12 protein-coding genes are annotated in these 16,209 nt (G+C 73.0%); 9 read left to right on the plus strand and 3 right to left on the minus strand.

Going from position 1 to position 16,209, the window contains the following annotated elements:
• The first annotated feature begins 31 nt into the window (after positions 1-31).
• The 3 genes from ACIPN7_RS09525 to ACIPN7_RS09535 are packed head-to-tail and all read left to right on the plus strand — an operon-like array spanning position 32 to position 2,348.
• Positions 32-556: a hypothetical protein gene (locus ACIPN7_RS09525; protein ID WP_285102813.1), complete on the plus strand. Its 525-nt coding sequence runs from the start codon at positions 32-34 to the stop codon at positions 554-556.
• Positions 553-792: an acyl-CoA carboxylase epsilon subunit gene (locus ACIPN7_RS09530; protein ID WP_377227914.1), complete on the plus strand. Its 240-nt coding sequence runs from the start codon at positions 553-555 to the stop codon at positions 790-792. Before ACIPN7_RS09525 ends, ACIPN7_RS09530 begins: the two co-directional genes overlap by 4 nt.
• Positions 789-2,348, plus strand: a complete 1,560-nt coding sequence (locus tag ACIPN7_RS09535; protein WP_400540353.1) for a glycosyltransferase — start codon at positions 789-791, stop codon at positions 2,346-2,348. Before ACIPN7_RS09530 ends, ACIPN7_RS09535 begins: the two co-directional genes overlap by 4 nt.
• Before the next feature lie 1,920 nt (positions 2,349-4,268).
• On the opposite strand, the gene ACIPN7_RS09540 is transcribed toward ACIPN7_RS09535, so the two are convergent.
• Positions 4,269-7,013, minus strand: a complete 2,745-nt coding sequence (locus tag ACIPN7_RS09540; protein ID WP_400540355.1) for a glycosyltransferase family 8 protein — start codon at positions 7,011-7,013, stop codon at positions 4,269-4,271.
• Positions 7,014-7,157: 144 nt separating this feature from the next.
• On the opposite strand from ACIPN7_RS09540, the gene ACIPN7_RS09545 reads away from it, so the two are divergent.
• Together ACIPN7_RS09545 and ACIPN7_RS09550 are read left to right on the plus strand one after the other, a co-directional pair.
• Positions 7,158-8,855 carry a DUF885 domain-containing protein gene (locus ACIPN7_RS09545; RefSeq protein ID WP_400540357.1) on the plus strand — a complete coding sequence of 566 codons (1,698 nt, stop codon included), beginning with the start codon at positions 7,158-7,160 and terminating at the stop codon, positions 8,853-8,855.
• Positions 8,856-8,978: 123 nt separating this feature from the next.
• Positions 8,979-9,689, plus strand: a complete 711-nt coding sequence (locus tag ACIPN7_RS09550) for a Maf family protein (RefSeq protein WP_400540359.1) — start codon at positions 8,979-8,981, stop codon at positions 9,687-9,689.
• Between the two features lie 61 nt (positions 9,690-9,750).
• Here ACIPN7_RS09550 and ACIPN7_RS09555 read toward each other — a convergent pair whose 3' ends face one another.
• Positions 9,751-10,749: a type IV toxin-antitoxin system AbiEi family antitoxin domain-containing protein gene (locus ACIPN7_RS09555; RefSeq protein ID WP_400540361.1), complete on the minus strand. Its 999-nt coding sequence runs from the start codon at positions 10,747-10,749 to the stop codon at positions 9,751-9,753.
• 394 nt (positions 10,750-11,143) lie between these two features.
• Between ACIPN7_RS09555 and ACIPN7_RS09560 the strand changes: the two genes are divergently transcribed.
• From ACIPN7_RS09560 to ACIPN7_RS09575, 4 genes are all read left to right on the plus strand, one after another.
• A complete protein-coding gene (locus ACIPN7_RS09560; RefSeq protein WP_400540363.1) occupies positions 11,144-12,949 on the plus strand; it encodes an acetyl/propionyl/methylcrotonyl-CoA carboxylase subunit alpha in 1,806 nt (601 codons plus the stop codon).
• Positions 12,950-13,074: 125 nt separating this feature from the next.
• Entirely contained in the window at positions 13,075-13,545 is a 471-nt protein-coding gene (locus tag ACIPN7_RS09565) for a hypothetical protein (RefSeq protein WP_400540365.1), read from the plus strand.
• 48 nt (positions 13,546-13,593) lie between these two features.
• Complete coding sequence (locus ACIPN7_RS09570; protein ID WP_400540367.1) at positions 13,594-14,094, plus strand: NUDIX domain-containing protein; 501 nt, start codon at positions 13,594-13,596, stop codon at positions 14,092-14,094.
• A gap of 9 nt (positions 14,095-14,103) precedes the next feature.
• Positions 14,104-14,568, plus strand: a complete 465-nt coding sequence (locus ACIPN7_RS09575) for a hypothetical protein (RefSeq protein WP_400540369.1) — start codon at positions 14,104-14,106, stop codon at positions 14,566-14,568.
• Positions 14,569-14,592: 24 nt separating this feature from the next.
• Here ACIPN7_RS09575 and ACIPN7_RS09580 read toward each other — a convergent pair whose 3' ends face one another.
• The gene (locus ACIPN7_RS09580; protein ID WP_400540371.1) at positions 14,593-16,149 is read right to left on the minus strand and encodes an NAD(P)H-quinone dehydrogenase; all 1,557 of its coding nucleotides are present in this window, start codon (positions 16,147-16,149) and stop codon (positions 14,593-14,595) included.
• Between the last annotated feature and the right edge of the window lie 60 nt (positions 16,150-16,209).

Consider the following 16,209-nt stretch of genomic DNA (forward strand, 5'->3'; position numbering starts at 1 on the left):
GTCGAGCCGGTCCAGACCTGGAGGAGACCGCATGAGCCACGAAGACGCCACCCACGGCCCGGCGCCGATGGGCCGCGTCGACACGGAGCCGATGCACCGCGCCGTCGACGCCCTGGCGGCCGCGCTGCACGACTACGTGGGGACCGCCGTGGGCGTACGCGCCGAGTTCGGCGCCGCCGAGGCCGACGAGGACCCGCGCGTGCTGGCCCTCGAGTCGAAGGTGGGGCACCTGAACGCCGCCCTGTTCGACGTGCTGCACGGCGCGCTGGGCATGCACCCCGACCTCACCTCGTCCGTGTGGGAGCCGGAGCACGAGGGCGAGGAGGACGAGATCCTCGAGTCCGACGCGCCGGAGGAGGGCGAGTCGTTCTACCTCGGCTTCGTCGTGGGCGCGCGGGGCGGCGACGCCTCGCTGGACGGCGTGATCGACCTGCTCGACGCCGCCGGCGAGTCCGTCGCCACGCAGCTCACCGAGGGCGGCTACGACATCGCCGAGTGGGCCGCCTCGCGCGGCGAGGCCCCCGGCTTCGGTTTCTACGAGGAGGACGACGAGTGAGCCCCGAGGTCCGGGTGGTCCGCGGTGAGCCCGACGACGTCGAGGTGGCGGCCCTGGTCGCGGGCCTCGCCGCGGTCGCGGCGGCCGGCACGGAGCCCGACGACGCCGCGCCGCTCGACGAGTGGACCAACCACTCGCGGGTGCTGCGCGGGAACGGTGCCGCGACCGCCAAGAACTTCGGCGGACGCTCCGGACGGCACAACGCCGACGCGTGGCGCTGGAGCCTGCGCTCATGACCCGGGCTCCCCGCCCCGGGGACACCGACGTCGTCCTGTTCGTCCGTTCGCTCGGCCAGCGCATCGCGGGTGGCACCCGCGCCGTCCTGGCCCGCGCCAACCTCTACGCCGGCCTCGGGTACCGCACCACGCTCGTGGTGACGGGCCTGCTGGACGACGACGGCGACTGGGTCCGTGAGCACGGCCTCCTGCGCCCCGACGTGCATCTGCTCGTCCTGTGGCGCGACGGGCCCGACGCCGTCGACCGGGCGCGCGCCCGCGAGGTGGAGCCCGTCACGGTGCCCCGCATCGCCGACGGGCCGGGCGTGAAGCGCCGTCGGCGGACCGTGAGCGACGTGCTCCAGGTGCGCACGCTGGTGGACGACAAGCTGCGCACCATCGAGCTGCTCGACCAGGGCACCGAGGTCACGCGCCAGCTCATCGTGCTGCGCGAGGACGGCTCGCGGGAGTCGCTGTGGGCGTTCGCGCACGGCGAGCTCATCGCGATCGACCACCTCCCGAAGGGCGGCGGCCGCCGGCGCGAGCTCGTGGTCGACGGGCGCGCCGTCTGGCTGGAGGCCGAGGTCGACGGGCACGTCGGCACGGGCGAGGCGCACCTGCGCCTGCGGGAGGAGGAGGTCGGGGACTACGCGGGGGCGATCGCCCGCTGGCTCGACACCACCTTCGCCTCCGCGGAGCACCTGGTGGTCTTCGCCGACGGCGAGAACGTGTGGCAGCGCAGCCTGCGCCTCATGCGCCACCCGCACCTGCGGGGCGTGTCGGTGCTGCACAACTCGCACCTCGCGGCGCCCTACGACGCCGCGGCGCCCACCAAGCCGCACTGGGCCGGCTTCTTCTCGGACACGACCAACGTGGACGCCATGGTCTGCCTCACCGAACGGCAGCGCACCGACCTCCTCCAGCGGTACCCGGGGCTGCCGCTGCACGTGCTGCGGCACGCCGCACCCAAGCCCAGGGTCCGCGGCGTGCGGCGGGACAGCGACTCCGTCGTGTTCGTCGGCCGGCTCGCGCCGCAGAAGCAGCTCGACCACCTGCTGCGGGCGTTCGTGCTGGTGCACGAGCGGGTCCCGGGCGCGCACCTCGACGTGTACGGGCACGGCGTGGAGGAGGAGTCGCTCAAGAAGCTCACCACCGAGCTCGGCCTGGACCTCGGCACCACCGTGCGGTTCCACGGCGCGACGTCGCAGGCCCTGCACGCGTTCGCCGGCGCCCGGGTCGCGGCCATGACGTCCTTCCACGAGGGGCTGCCGCTGACCCTCACCGAGGCCATGTCGGTCGGCACGCCCTTCGTGGCGTACGACTGCAACTACGGCCCGGCCGAGGTGATCCGGGACGGCGAGAACGGGTTCCTGGTGGCCCGGGACGACGTGCCGGCGCTGGCCGACCGCCTGGTTCAGGTGCTCCAGGACGACCGGCTGGCCCGCCGGCTCGGCCGGGAGGCGAAGCGCGTCACCACGAGCTTCTCGCCGCGCCGGTACAGGGACGCCTGGCGGGACCTGCTCGGCCAGGTGGCGAGCCGCGAGTCGAGCAGCTCGCACACCGTCGCCAGCAGCTGACGCCGGTCGATCCGGAGGTTGTCCAGGTGGGGGCGGGCGTCGTCGTGCCGACGGCGTTCGCCCTCACCCACGGGCTCGCCCAGCAGTGTCACGGGCACCGGCCGCCCCTCGGCCTCGCGCGCGCCCGGCCGCAGCTCCGGTAGCACGTCGCCCAGGCTCGGCGGCGCGTAGACCACGCCCGGGGCGTCGCTGAACCAGCCCACCTTGTGCTGGCTGGTGCCGTTCGGCGCGACGTACACGTCGGTGGCCTCGGCCCACAGCACGGCCTCCCGCAGCGTGCTGCCGACCAGGTCGACCACCTGGTCCGGGCGCCGCACGTCGCCCCGGATCGCGCGCGCCACCGCGTGCAGCTCCTCGATGCTGGCACGCCACCGGTCCGAGACGAGGTCGGTGCCGACCGGGTACGAGTAGCCGTCCAGGAGCACCAGCGCCCGCGGGTAGCGCCGGTGCAGCGCGTCGACGAACCGGGCGGCCTCGCGCTCCTGGTCCGCCCACGCGCGGCTGCGCACGCGCAGCCCGATCCAGACCACCGGCCCGTCCCTGGCCGGGGGCGGCTGCGGGTACCCGGGCGTCGGCTCGGCCTGGACCATCCGCCGCCGGATCCGGTCCACGAGCGAGCGCCGGATGAAGTACCCGCCGACCGAGAGCACCAGGTGCTCGTGGGAGAAGGGGTAGGGGTCGCGCAGCAGCCGGCGCGGCTCGTCCACGACGCGCGCCGCCGAGAACTCCGGGAACAGCTCCTCGAAGGCCCCGAAGAACCCGGACCCCGCCGTGCGCACCTCGGCCACGTTACCGGCCAGCCCGTGGTCGATCAGTCGCTCGACGCCGGGGTAGAAGTTCCAGACGTGGTGCGCGAAGTTCTCCGCGACGGTCATCTGGAGCACCACCCGACGCCGCGCGCGCGGGTCCGGCCGGGTGGCGACCGCGCGGGCGTACTGGTCGCGCCGGGCCACGACCCGGCGGAGCAGGTCGGCCGACAGGTTGGTGATCTTGCGCGGCGCGAGCACCGCCCCCGTGAACGCGCCGAGGTTCAGCACCAGCCCCCGGGCGGGGAGGAACAGGTAGGCGGCCTTGAACCCCGCCAGGACGCTCACGAGCATGGCGTGCTCGGCGTCACCGAACGAGTAGACGGCCTTGCCGACCGTCACCACCGCGTCGAACGGCGCGCACTCAACGCCGGTCACCGGGTCGCGGAGCACCAGCCGCCGGTCACGCACCGCGCGCGACTGATGGCCCAGGTACGGGTCCGCGGCCTCGTGGATCCGCCGCTGGGCCGGCGTGACGAACTCCCGGTCGTCCGCCTGCGGGACGTCCGGGCTGAGGAACTCGTCCTGCCACCACGCGACCGCGTCGGCGGACAGCGGCTCCCCGGCCTCGGCCGCCTCCTCGAACGTCAGCACCCGGGGCCGCATGGCGGCGAAGTAGAGCTTGATCACGGCGGGCTGCAGCGCACCGACGCGCGCGGCGTCAGCCTCGGGCAACGGGCGGAGGGCGGAGTAGGCCGCCCAGACGCGGGCGCACGCGGCGGCGTCGTCGGTCTCGAGGAACGCCGCGAGGTGCGCGGCGTGGTCGTGCCGCGCCGGGTCCGCCGTCGGCCCGCCGAGCAGGGCGAGGAGCACCACGGGGAGCGGTCGCGCCGAGCCCGCCTGGAGCGCGGAGAGCCGTTCGGGGAGCGGCACGTCGTCGGCGCCGCGGGGCGCGTCCCGCCACTCGGCCCAGGCCTGGGCGCTCGTCGGATCGATGAGCAGCACCTGGCCGTAGGCGTCGTCCACCTCGTGCGCGGGCGCCCCCGCCGCCACGAGATCGCGTGCCCGGCGCTTCGCCGTCGGCAGGTCGATGCCGCCGCCGGGAACGCGAAGGGCCCGGACGGGGTGCCGCACCTCGCGGTGCGGTGCCTCGTCCGGGCCCCGGTTCATCGGGTCAGGCCGCCGCGCGCCGCGACTCGACGAACGCGCTGCCCTTGTCCCAGAGCTCGCGGTACTTGACGTACAGCTCCTGGTTCCAGGGCTTGAGCCAGCCCGCCCAGTGGACGATGCTCGGGTCGGTCACCGTCTCCTGCGTGGGCCAGTTGTTCCAGGCCGGCGCGATCTTGCGGTACCGGGAACCGGCGTAGCAGTTCAGGATCTCCTGGTCGTTGAGACCGTAGGTCTCCACGTACGCCACGTAGTCGGCGGTGAAGCCCTCCGACCGCATCTGCGCGAGGTCCATGAGCAGGATGCCCGCGTTGAAGCCGTCGAAGTCGTTCGGGTGCCGCTGGTACATCGCGCGGAAGAACTCGTTGGCGACCACGGGCTCCTCCGACAGGCGGCGGCCCTGCTTCAGGATGTTGCCGAGGCCGCTGCGCACGCCGTGCCCGACGGACGGGCGGGCGGCCAGCGGGGAGCCGCCGAGGTCGACGTCGTGCAGCGTCGCGATGTCCTTGACGGTCAGCGCGTCGATGTCGTGGTAGACCACGCGGTCGAGGTCCGGGAGCAGCTCCGGCAGCAGCAGGCGGTCCATCGTGGAGACCGTGATGTGCTTGAGCATGCCGAGCACCGGCCCGTAGTCGATGTCGTCGCACGCGATCCACTCGAAGCTGACCTCGGGGAACAGGCCGGCGAGCCGGTCGTGGTCCTCCGTGGTGTGGTCACGCGTGAGGGCGACGACGTGCAGCGGGCGGTCCGAGTGCTGGACCAGACCGCCGATGACGATCTCCATCTCCTGCTTGAGGTTGCCGTCCAGCGCGACCGCCACGTTGACGACCTCACCGGTGCGCGGCGCGGTGGCCGGCGTCAGCACGCGCGACGCCCGCGCCGTCCGGCACGCCTCGTCGACGTCGAAGGACGCCGTGAGCCGCGTGGTCGGGGCGGCGAACCGCTGCTCCGCCAGGGCGACCTCGGGCGCGACGGTCTTGCGCCACTCGGCGTAGACCTCCTCGCGCGACGCGCCCTGGAGCACGAGGGCCATCGCCGGCGCGAGCAGGCGACGGATGCGCTCGCGCATCTCGTTCAGGTCGTTCTCGTCGGCGTCGAGCAGGCCGGCGAACCGCACGTCGGCGCGGTTCTTCGGGGTGAACTGCACGTTCGCGCCGATCGACCACGACGGCAGGTAGCAGTGCAGGCGCGAGGTGACGACCTGGCCGAACTCCGAGCGGTAGCTCTCCAGGAGCCCCAGCGCCTCGCGGACGTTCGGGCCCATCGACGTCCAGCGGACGTCCTCGTGCATCTGCGTGATCTGGATGGCGTCGTCCGTCGGCGCCGGGGTGTCCACGTAGGCGGTGGGGCCGCCGACCGGGACCGGCGCGGCGGCGTCCGGGAACACCGTGCTGATCGTCGTGGTGAGGCAGCCCGAGAAGAAGGCCGGCACGCCGCGGGCGAGCAGCAGGTAGACCGTGTTCCAGTCGCGGCAGCCGATCGGGCCGTGCGCCTTGAGGTACTCGATCGCCTCGGGCGTGAGCATGTTCGGGCGGTTCACGTGGAACGAGATGAACAGCGGGTTCACGTTCGGGTTGAACGGGAAGTCGTAGGCCAGCCCGAAGATGTCCTGCATGTACCAGCCGAAGGCGATGGCCCACGTGTTCTCCGGGACGGCGTCGTAGCTCGACGAGTCACGGTTGAGGGTCATGAGCTGGACGTCGGCACCCGGGCCGTCGATCTGCAGCTCGGGGCGCACCCGGCCCTGGAGCTCGGAGACCACCTCGACGAGCTCGTCGTCGCCGTGCAGGCGCAGGTTCGCGTGGCGGACCAGGTGGCCGAGGCTCGCGATGGTCTGGACGTAGTCGCCCACGTTGGACGACGTCGTGCCCTCGTCCGGCTGCTTGTAGTCGATGACGCCGAACGACACGCGCCCCTGCGGGACCGTGGCGGTCTGCGGCGTGATCGCGCGCGCCGTGAAGTCCGCCAGCAGCTCGATGCGCCGGGTCAGCGCCTCGTCGGCGTCGGTGGCCTCGCGGGCCGCGTCGATCGCGCGGGACGCGGCCGTGTACTCCTTCACGGCGAAGAAGATGGACGCCATGTTGTACAGGGGCTTGGCGCCGTGCACCACGCCCTGGTCGATCCACTTGACGACCTCGTCCACGACACCGAGCTGGCCCACCTGGGCGGCGGTGCGGAGGAACTCGACGGGCGCGTTCCGGGCCACGACGTCCCGCGGCACCTCGGTGAACAGGTCCCAGGCGAGGTCGTAGGTCCCGGCGTGGCGGGCGACGAGCGCCCCACCGAGCGCGCCGGCGACGCGGGTCTCGGGCTGGCTGTGCAGCGAGTGGCACAGCGCGCGGGCGCCCACGAGGACCTCGGCGTTCAGCTTGCGCGTGAACCGGCCGCGGATCAGCTTGACCACGGCGTCGGTCAGCGGGACGCCGGACCGCAGGCTGCGCGTGAGCTCCGCGTCGGCGGCCAGGCGCTTGGCGGCGTGGACGTACTGGCGCTTCGCCCGCACCTCCTCCTCGGGCAGGCTGCCGGGCTCGACGCCGAGGACGACCTCGGTCATCTGGCGGTACGAGCCGCGCAGGCGCGCGGCGGCCTTCTCGTTGACCGTCGGCTTGACCGACGACCCCGAGGACGGTGCCTTCGCAGCTGCCTCGGCGGACTTCTTGGGTTGCGGCGCGCTGGTGCCGGCCCAGCGATCAGCCGTCCTGGCGATTTTGCGAAGTGCGCGACGGCGCAGGCTCCGGCCTCGAACGTTCATCCATATACCTTTCTCGGGGTCGGCGAGCTGGGCGCTCAAGCCGGGGACGATCGTACCGTCCAGGCCGATCCAGCGGCCCCACGAGCGCCACATAGCACGTTAACTTCTCGTTTGTCACCGGCGAGGCACGTAGGCTCGGCCGACATGACCAGCCCTGTGCGCACATCCACGCAGATCGACGTCATCGCCGATGACTACGTCAAGCGTCTCACTGAACTCGCCCCTTTGTCCGCCACAGCCATGGGCCTGCCCGGACACGACCACGAGATCGGCGATCTCTCGCCGGCCGGGCACGACGAGCTGGCCCAGGCCGGGCGGGACGTCCTGGCCCGCCTCGACGGCGTGGAGCCCGCCGACGACGTCGACCGCGTCACGCTCTCCGCGATGCGCGAGCGGATCGGGCTCGACCTGGAGCTCCACGAGGCCGGCGAGGGCCTGCGCAACCTGAACAACATCGAGTCCCCCGTACAGGGCCTGCGCGACGTCTTCGACATCATGGCCACCGACTCGGTCGAGGCCTGGGAGAACATCGCGTCCCGCCTCAACGGCCTGCCGGACGCCGTCGACGGGTACATCGAGTCGCTGACGGCGGCGGCCGCGCAGGGGAACGTCGCCGCGATCCGTCAGGTGCGCGAGTGCGTCGTCCAGGCGCGCGAGCTGGCCGGGAGCGACTCCTTCTTCACGTCGTTCACGCGTGGCCCCGCCGTCGACGCGGTGCTGGACGAGTCGGCGGCGTGCAGCCTGGTCCGCAAGGAGCTGGAGCACGGCGCGACCGCCGCCCGCGAGGCCTACGGGAAGCTCGCGGAGTACCTGGAGCGCGACCTCGCGCCGCGCGCCCCCGAGGCGGACGCCGTGGGCCGCGAGCGCTACACCCTGTTCTCGCGGTACTTCCTGGGTGCGCAGGTGGACCTCGACGAGACCTATCAGTGGGGCCTCGACGAGCTGGCTCGCGTGGTCGCCGAGCAGGAGCAGGTCGCCGCGCAGATCGCCGGGCCCGGCGCCACGGTCGAGCAGGCGGTGGCGGCGCTCGACGCCGACCCCGCGCGCAAGCTGCTGGGCACCGACGCCCTCAAGGCCTGGATGCAGGAGACGTCGGACGCCGCGATCACCGCGCTGAACGGCACCCACTTCGACGTCCCCGAGCCCGTGCTCGACCTGGAGTGCATGATCGCGCCGACCCAGTCGGGCGGCATCTACTACACCCCGCCGAGCGACGACTGGTCCCGGCCCGGCCGCATGTGGTGGGCCGTGCCGGCCGGCGTCACGGAGTTCAACACGTGGCGCGAGAAGACGACCGTCTACCACGAGGGCGTCCCGGGGCACCACCTCCAGTGCGGCCAGGCCGTGTTCGCGCGCGAGACGCTGAACACCTGGCGGCGGCTGGCCTGCTGGGTGTCCGGCCACGGCGAGGGCTGGGCCCTGTACGCGGAGCGCCTCATGGCCGACCTCGGCTACATGGACGACCCGGGCGACCGCCTCGGCATGCTCGACGCGCAGCGCCTGCGCGCGGCCCGCGTGGTGTTCGACATCGGCGTGCACCTCGGCCTGCCCGCCCCCGAGCAGTGGGGCGGCGGCACCTGGACCGCCGAGAAGGGCTGGCCGTTCCTGCTGGCCAACGTGAACATGCCCGAGCAGTTCGTCCGCTTCGAGTTCAACCGGTACCTCGGCTGGCCGGGGCAGGCGCCGTCGTACAAGGTGGGGCAGCGCCTCTGGGAGCAGACGCGCGACGCCGCCCGGGCGGCCGTGCCGGCGGGCCAGGAGTTCGACGCCAAGGCGTTCCACGCCCGGGCGCTGAACCTCGGTTCCGTGGGCCTGGACACCCTCCGCGAGGCCCTGTCCTGAGGGCGCGTGTCAGACGGACGGGTCCCTCGGGCGACCTGTCCGTCTGACACGTGACCGGCGTCACTTTCGGCAGATCTCGTATTTGCTGTTTCGTCCGCCCGCATTCTCGTTACTGTGGCGCGCGTGCCACGCCTGGTCCTCGCCTCCCAGTCCCCCGCCCGACTCGCGACGCTGAAGTCCGCCGGAGTCACGCCGGAAGTCGTCGTGTCCGGCGTGGACGAGGACAAGGTCCTCGCCGACGCCACGGAACGGTTCGGCGAGCTCGATCCCGCCGACGCCGTGCTCGTCCTGGCCCAGGCCAAGGCCGAGGAGGTGGCGTCCCGGCTGGAGGAGTCCTGGGACGACGCCGAGGCTCCGGCCGACGGCGCCCCCGCCGGGGCCGGCTCTCCCGCCGCCGAGGCGCCCGTCGACGTGATCGTCGTCGGGTGCGACTCCATGCTGGAGATCGACGGCACCATCGTGGGCAAGCCCGCGGACGCCGCCACCGCGCGCGAGCGCTGGCGCGCCATGCGCGGCGGCAAGGGCGTGCTGCACACGGGCCACTGGGTGGTCGACCTGCGCGACGACGCCGCGGGCGGCACCGGCGGCACCCTCGGCTCGACCAGCTCGACCACCGTCTGGTTCGCCGACATCGACGACGACGAGATCGACGCCTACGTCGCCACCGACGAGCCGCTGCACGTGGCCGGCGCGTTCACCATCGACGGCCTCGGCGGCCCCTACGTCGAGCGCATCGAGGGCGACCACCACGGCGTGGTCGGCATCAGCCTTCCCCTCCTCCGCGAGCTCCTGGGCGACCTCAACATCCCGTGGCGCACGCTCCGCACCGCGTGACCCGCAAGTGAGTGCGGAGCGGGTTGCACTCTGAGCGCCTTTTCCGCCACTACCTCCGCGCTCATTCGCCGTGAAGCTCGACCGCACCCTGCAGCGGGGCACCCGAGGTCCAGCGCAGGCCGGTCAGGCGGGCGGCAACGTCCTGACCGATGCCCTCGGCGTCCAGGGCCTGAGCCGCCGGGTAGCGGAGCACGACCAGACGATCCGTAGCGACCAGGCCGTTCTGCCGCACGGAGTCGTCGGCGAGCATCGCCTGGCCCGAATGGAACGCGCGCCCGCCGATCTCGACCACCAGGTACCGCCCGCCCGGCAGCCGCCAGACCAGGTCGACCCGGGCGAGGAAGACACCGCCCCGTGTGAAGGTCACCTGCTGACCGTCGGGCGGGACGCCGCGGTCCAGGCACGAGAGCCGCGCAGCCGTCTCGGCGGGCGACTCGTCCAGGGCGGACACCAGGGGGAACCACCCGAGGGCCTGCACCGAACCGCGCCGGCGCCGTATCAGGACGCGCACCTGATCGAGCGCCGGCTCGTCGAGGAAGCCCTGGTGCAGCACACTGCTGAGCACCGCCACCCCCTCGTCCCGTGACATACCCGGGAGTGCCTGCGCCAGCGCCGGGACCAAGGCCGTGATCCGCCTGCCCCGGTACCGCACCGTCGAGAAGGATCGGTATCGACGGAGGACGACCTCGGACCCGACCGTCGCGGCCTTGCCGTCGGGCCGCGCCACCTCCGGCACGAGCCGCGCCGGCAGGCCTGCCACCCGGTGGAGCGCGAGCGCACAGGCCCCGACGGCGATCCCGTCCGGAACCGCAAGCATCCCGGCCCACGCGGCACGCCGGCGAACGTGCTCGAAGAAGTCGTCCCGCCGACGCCGCTCGACGGGATCAGGGTCCGTGTCGTAGACGCAGCGGGTCACGCGGGACCAGGTGCCCGCCTTGATCAGTCGTCCGACGGCGTACTTGTCCAGCCCGGCGGCGTCGCACTGGGTCTTGTTCACCAGCCCCTCCTGCGTAGCGGCGTCGGACAGCAGACGCGGCGGGACCTTCCGTGGTGGTCGCATGCTGCCGATCCCACACCGGCTGACGACCCCACCAGGGCCGACTGAGCCACCCCTGTGCACAGCCACCCGAGCCACCCCCTGTGGTCGCACTCGACCCGCTCTCCCCGGGCAGACGACGTCCCCGAGCCCATCAACCATTTCTCGAGCCCAGGATGACCGCAGGCCGGGTTGCACTCTGGGCGCTCACTCCGCAACTACCCCCGCGGTCGCCTGCCCAGGCCAGCAGCCGTTTACCTGATACCCACAAGGAGCGGCGGCTCAGTGGACTGCACAGTGCCGACGCCATGTCTGAACCCCACAAACGGCCCGCTCCGGGGTTGGTCTGGTCTCCAGACTTTCTCCCGGGTGCCCGGGGCAGGTACATAGGTCCTGGATACCCGGGTTACGGTGAGCCGTGCCCAGTTCCAGCCTGCCCCGAACCATCTCGAAGGTGCTCATCGCCAACCGTGGTGAGATCGCCGTCCGCGTGGCCCGCGGCTGCGCCGATGCGGGGCTGGCGTCCGTCGCCGTCTACGCCGACCAGGACCGCGAGGCCATGCACGTGCGGATCGCCGACGAGGCGTTCGCCCTCGGCGGCGCCCGCGCCGCCGACACCTACCTCGACCCCGCCAAGCTGCTCGACGTCGCCCGCCGGTCCGGCGCCGACGCCGTGCACCCGGGCTACGGCTTCCTGTCGGAGAACGCCGAGTTCGCCCAGGCGGTCATCGACGCGGGGCTCGTCTGGATCGGCCCGCCGCCGTCAGCCATCGAGGCGCTCGGCGACAAGGTGAGCGCGCGGCACATCGCGCAGCGCGCCGGCGCCCCGCTGGTGCCCGGAACGGCCAACCCGGTCAAGAACGGCCGCGAGGTGAAGGCCTTCGCGAAGAAGCACGGGCTGCCCATCGCCATCAAGGCGGCGTTCGGCGGCGGCGGCCGCGGCCTCAAGGTCGCGCGCACGTTCGACGAGATCGACGAGCTGTTCGAGTCGGCGGTCCGCGAGGCGACGGCGGCGTTCGGCCGGGGCGAGTGCTTCGTGGAGCGCTACCTGGACAAGCCGCGCCACGTGGAGACCCAGTGCCTCGCGGACACCCACGGCAACGTCGTCGTGGTGTCGACCCGCGACTGCTCCCTGCAGCGCCGCCACCAGAAGCTGGTCGAGGAGGCGCCCGCGCCGTTCCTCACGCCGGAGCAGGAGAAGTCCCTCTACACGGCCTCGGAGGCCATCCTGCGCGAGGCCGGGTACGTGGGCGCCGGGACCTGCGAGTTCCTCGTGGGCCTCGACGGCACCATCTCGTTCCTCGAGGTGAACACCCGCCTCCAGGTCGAGCACCCGGTGACCGAGGAGGTCACGGGGATCGACCTGGTCCGCGAGCAGCTGCGCATCGCCGCCGGCGAGCCGCTCGGCTACGACTCCCCTGCGATCCGCGGGCACTCCCTCGAGTTCCGCATCAACGGCGAGGACCCGGCTGCGGGCTTCCTGCCCGCGCCGGGCCGCCTCAACACGATCACGTGGCCGTCAGGCCCGGGCGTGCGCGTCGACACGGGTGTCGTCGCGGGCGACACCGTCTCCGGCGCCTTCGACTCCATGATCGCCAAGCTCATCGTCACGGGCGCCACGCGCACCCAGGCCGTCGAGCGCGCCCGCCGCGCCCTGCGCGAGCTCGTGGTCGAGGGCATCCCCACGGTGGTCCCGTTCCACAAGGCGGTGCTCGACGCCGAGGCGTTCGTCCCGGCGGACGGCTCGCCGTTCCGCGTGCACACCCGCTGGATCGAGACGGAGTTCGCCGACGAGCTCAAGGCCCTCGCCCCGGCTCCCGCGCCGGCCCCCGAGGACGAGGTCGAGGAGGTCACGGCCGAGCGCGTCGTCGTCGAGGTGGGCGGACGCCGCCTGGAGGTCGTGCTGCCCGCGGGCCTCGGTGTGGCCGCCGGCCGGGCCCGGACCGCGAACGCCGCCCGGCGCCCTGCCCGGCGCACCGGCGGGGCCAAGGCGTCGAGCGGCTCGACGGGCAACACGCTCGCCTCGCCCATGCAGGGCACCATCGTCAAGGTCGCGGTCGAGGACGGCGCACAGGTGGCCGAGGGCGACCTCGTCGTCGTGCTGGAGGCCATGAAGATGGAGCAGCCGATCCTGGCCCACCGTGCGGGGACCGTGCGCTCCCTGTCGGCGACGCCGGGGGCGGGCGTCTCGGCGGGCGCCGCGCTGTGCGAGATCGTCGACTGACCGGGGCTGTCACCAGAACTCATCGGGTGATTTCCGGCATCAAACCGGGTGAAAAACGCCCCACGGGGCCTGATAGGCGCCACCCGCGCCCATCAGGCCTCGTGTGATCGGCTAGGTTCTGCGACGTGACACGCGTCGTAGTTCTCAGCCCCGAAGAGGCCATCGCCCTCATCCGTCCCCGCAAGTCCCTTCCGTCGTTCGTCAGCGAGCTGACCTGCGAGGACGGCGTCATCGCCGTCACCGCGGACCTGCGCCGCCTGACGTATGCCCCGCTGCCCGTCAAGATCGCGGCCAAGGCCGTCCCGGTCATGCACGCGTCGGCGCGGATCACGTCGGTCTGGCAGAACATCGCGGTGCTCCAGGTCGAGGCGGACGCCGCCGGCCTGCCCGCCACCAAGCTGCTCCCCCTCGCCTCCGGCACCATCGACAAGATGGCCCGCAAGAGCGGCCTGCCCGAGAACGCCGTGCAGCTCCGCAAGGACGGCACGGTCTCGCTCGACCTGCGCGCGCTGATGCGCGGCCAGTTCACCGAGGTGACGGGCTTCCGGTTCGAGGGCGGCAAGGTCGTCGTCGAGGGTGTCCCCGCGGAGGACTGACCGCGCCGGTCGCTGACAGCCCGCGTCCGGACCTGAGAGACTGACGCCGTGCCGAACCCGACAGTGCCTCCCGCAGACCTCCACCGGCACGACGGCGACGGCTGGGTGACCTGCGGGGACCACCGGCACTGGGGTCTGTTCGGCGCGGCGGGGCTGTTCCTCGTGCGCCGGGACGTCGCGGGGGCGCCGTCCGCCATGGTGCTCCAGCACCGCGCCCTGTGGTCCCACATGGGCGGTACCTGGGGCATCCCCGGCGGCGCCCTCGCCCCGGACGAGAAGCCGGAGGACGGCGCCCTGCGCGAGGCCGCCGAGGAGGCGGCGATCGAACCCGCCGCGGTGCACGTGGTGGGCACGCACGTGCTGGAGCACCCGGCCTGGACGTACACGACCGTCGTGGCCGACGTCGCCCCCGGCCACACCGTCGAGCCGCGCGCCGCCGATCCCGAGAGCCTGGAGGTGCGCTGGGTCGGCCTGGACGAGGTCGAGGGGCTGAGCCTGCTCCCCGCGTTCGGCCATGCCCTGCCTCGCCTGCTCGCGTTGCTGGGTTAGGGTCGAATCGTGCATATCCGGATCGCTCCCGAAGAGGCGCTCAGCCTGGCGAGGATCGCCAAGCAGGCCCCGCCCGTCATCACCTCCGTCGTCGGCGACGGGGACGTGATTCGTGTGGTCGCGGACCTGCGCCGCCTCGAGACCCTGCCCGGCCCGCTGAAGCTGGCTGTCAAGATCGCGCCGATCGTGCGGGGCGACGTCAAGCTCGCCTCGTTCGAGCGCGGGGTCGCCACGCTCACCGTCGAGGTGAACGCGGCGGGTCTCCCGGCGCACCGGCTGCTCAGCCTGGCCGCGGCACCGATCGAGCAGGAGGTCGCCAAGCAGGGCCTGCCGCCGGGCGTCGTGGACGTGCAGCCGGACGCGCGGATCGCCGTCGACGTCGAGCGCCTGCTGGAGGCCAAGTTCCCGGGCGTGACCGTCACCGGGGCGAAGGTCGAGGGCGGCCAGATCGTCCTGGACGCCTCCGTCGCCTGAGCTGGAGGTGCAGCCGCCCGAGCCCTACTTGCCGACCCGGGCGTCCAGCACTCGCGCGCCTTCCGCGATCGAGCCCGACAGCGACGGGTAGATCGTGAACGCGGAGGCCACGTTGTCCACCGTGAGCCGGTGCTGCACCGCCAGCGTGATCGGGAAGATCAGCTCGGACGCCCGCGGCGCCACGACCACGCCGCCGAGGACCACACCGGCCTCGGGGTGGGCGAACAGCTTCACGAAGCCGTCCTTGACGCCGAGCATCTTGGCGCGCGGGTTGCGCGCGAGCGGCAGCGTGGTGGTGATGTAGCGGGAGTTCTGCGCGCGCAGCTTCTCCTCGCTGTAGCCCACGGTCGCGATCTCGGGTGCCGTGAAGATGTTCGACGCGACCGTGCGCAGCGCCAGCGGCTGGACGGCGTCGCCGAGGGCGTGCGCCATCGCGATCCGGCCCTGCATGGCGGCCACCGAGGCGAGCGGGAGCACGCCGGTGCAGTCGCCGGACGCGTAGACGCCGCGCACCGAGGTCCGCGAGACCCGGTCGACCACGACGTGGCCGCCGTCCGAGAGCCGGACGCCCGCCTCCTCGAGCCCGATGCCCGACGTCGCCGGCACGCCGCCGACCGCGACGAGCACGTGCGAGCCGTGCACCACGCGCCCGTCGGACAGCGTCACCTCGACGCCGGCGTCGGTACGCACCGCGGACGCCGCGCGCGAGCGGGACAGCACCGTCATGCCGCGGGAGCGGAAGACGCCCTCCAGCAGCTCGGCGGCGTCCTCGTCCTCGCCCGGCAGCACCCGGTCGCGGCTGGAGACGAGCACCACGTCCGAGCCCAGCGCGTTGTACGCGCCCGCGAACTCGGCGCCCGTGACGCCCGAGCCGACCACGATCAGCCGCTCGGGCAGCTCCCGCAGGTTGTACACCTGCGTCCAGGTGAGGATGCGCTCGCCGTCCGGCACCGCGGTGGGCAGCGTGCGCGGGGTGGCACCGAGCGCGAGGAGCACGGAGTCGGCCTCCAGCACCTCGGTGGCGCCGTCCGCGAGCTCGGCGACCACGCGCGACGGGCCGTCCAGCCGCCCCTTGCCCGCGACGATCCGGATGCCCTCGCGCTCCAGGCGGCCGCGGATGTCGGCGCTCTGCGCCTGCGCCAGCGCCAGCACGCGCTTGTTCACGGCCTGCAGGTCCACGAAGTGCTTGCGCTTCTCCGCGGTCCCGGCCGCGGACGCCGCCGCCTGCACGCCCGCACCGCTCAGCGCGGGGGCGGCGTAGGCGGAGACGACGGGGATGCCGCCGGTGGCGAGCGAGACGTCGACGTCGGACAGCGGGTCCACCACGTCGTCGGGCATGCGGATGCCGAGCTCGGGGGCGCGGTCTGCGATGGTCATCCACTCGGCGGTCGCGATGAGCGTCTTGGAGGGGACGACGTCGGTCAGGACCGCCGCGCCGCCCAGACCCTGCTGCTCCACGACCGTGACCTGTGCGCCCAGGCTGCGGGCCACGAGCGCCGCCTCGTATCCACCGGGGCCACCTCCCACGACGACGACACGGTGCGGGACTGCTGCGGGATCGAGGGGGGTCACGGGGTCCATTCTCGCATCGCCGTGACGTGCGCCGGATCCGCCGCCCTCGTGGGCGCGTGCCCGGAGGAA

Origin of the sequence: Promicromonospora sp. NPDC090134 (assembly GCF_044746965.1) — a bacterium.
In the GTDB taxonomy this organism is placed as follows: Bacteria; Actinomycetota; Actinomycetes; order Actinomycetales; family Cellulomonadaceae; genus Promicromonospora.

Bases quoted from the DNA above. Each gene is read 5' to 3' on its own strand.
- ACIPN7_RS09525 (WP_285102813.1), top strand. From the start codon at position 32: ATGAGCCACGAAGACGCCACCCACGGCCCGGCGCCGATGGGCCGCGTC.
- ACIPN7_RS09535 (WP_400540353.1), top strand. From the start codon at position 789: ATGACCCGGGCTCCCCGCCCCGGGGACACCGACGTCGTCCTGTTCGTC.
- ACIPN7_RS09540 (WP_400540355.1), bottom strand. From the start codon at position 7,013: ATGAACGTTCGAGGCCGGAGCCTGCGCCGTCGCGCACTTCGCAAAATC.
- ACIPN7_RS09545 (WP_400540357.1), top strand. From the start codon at position 7,158: ATGACCAGCCCTGTGCGCACATCCACGCAGATCGACGTCATCGCCGAT.
- ACIPN7_RS09555 (WP_400540361.1), bottom strand. From the start codon at position 10,749: ATGCGACCACCACGGAAGGTCCCGCCGCGTCTGCTGTCCGACGCCGCT.
- ACIPN7_RS09580 (WP_400540371.1), bottom strand. From the start codon at position 16,149: ATGGACCCCGTGACCCCCCTCGATCCCGCAGCAGTCCCGCACCGTGTC.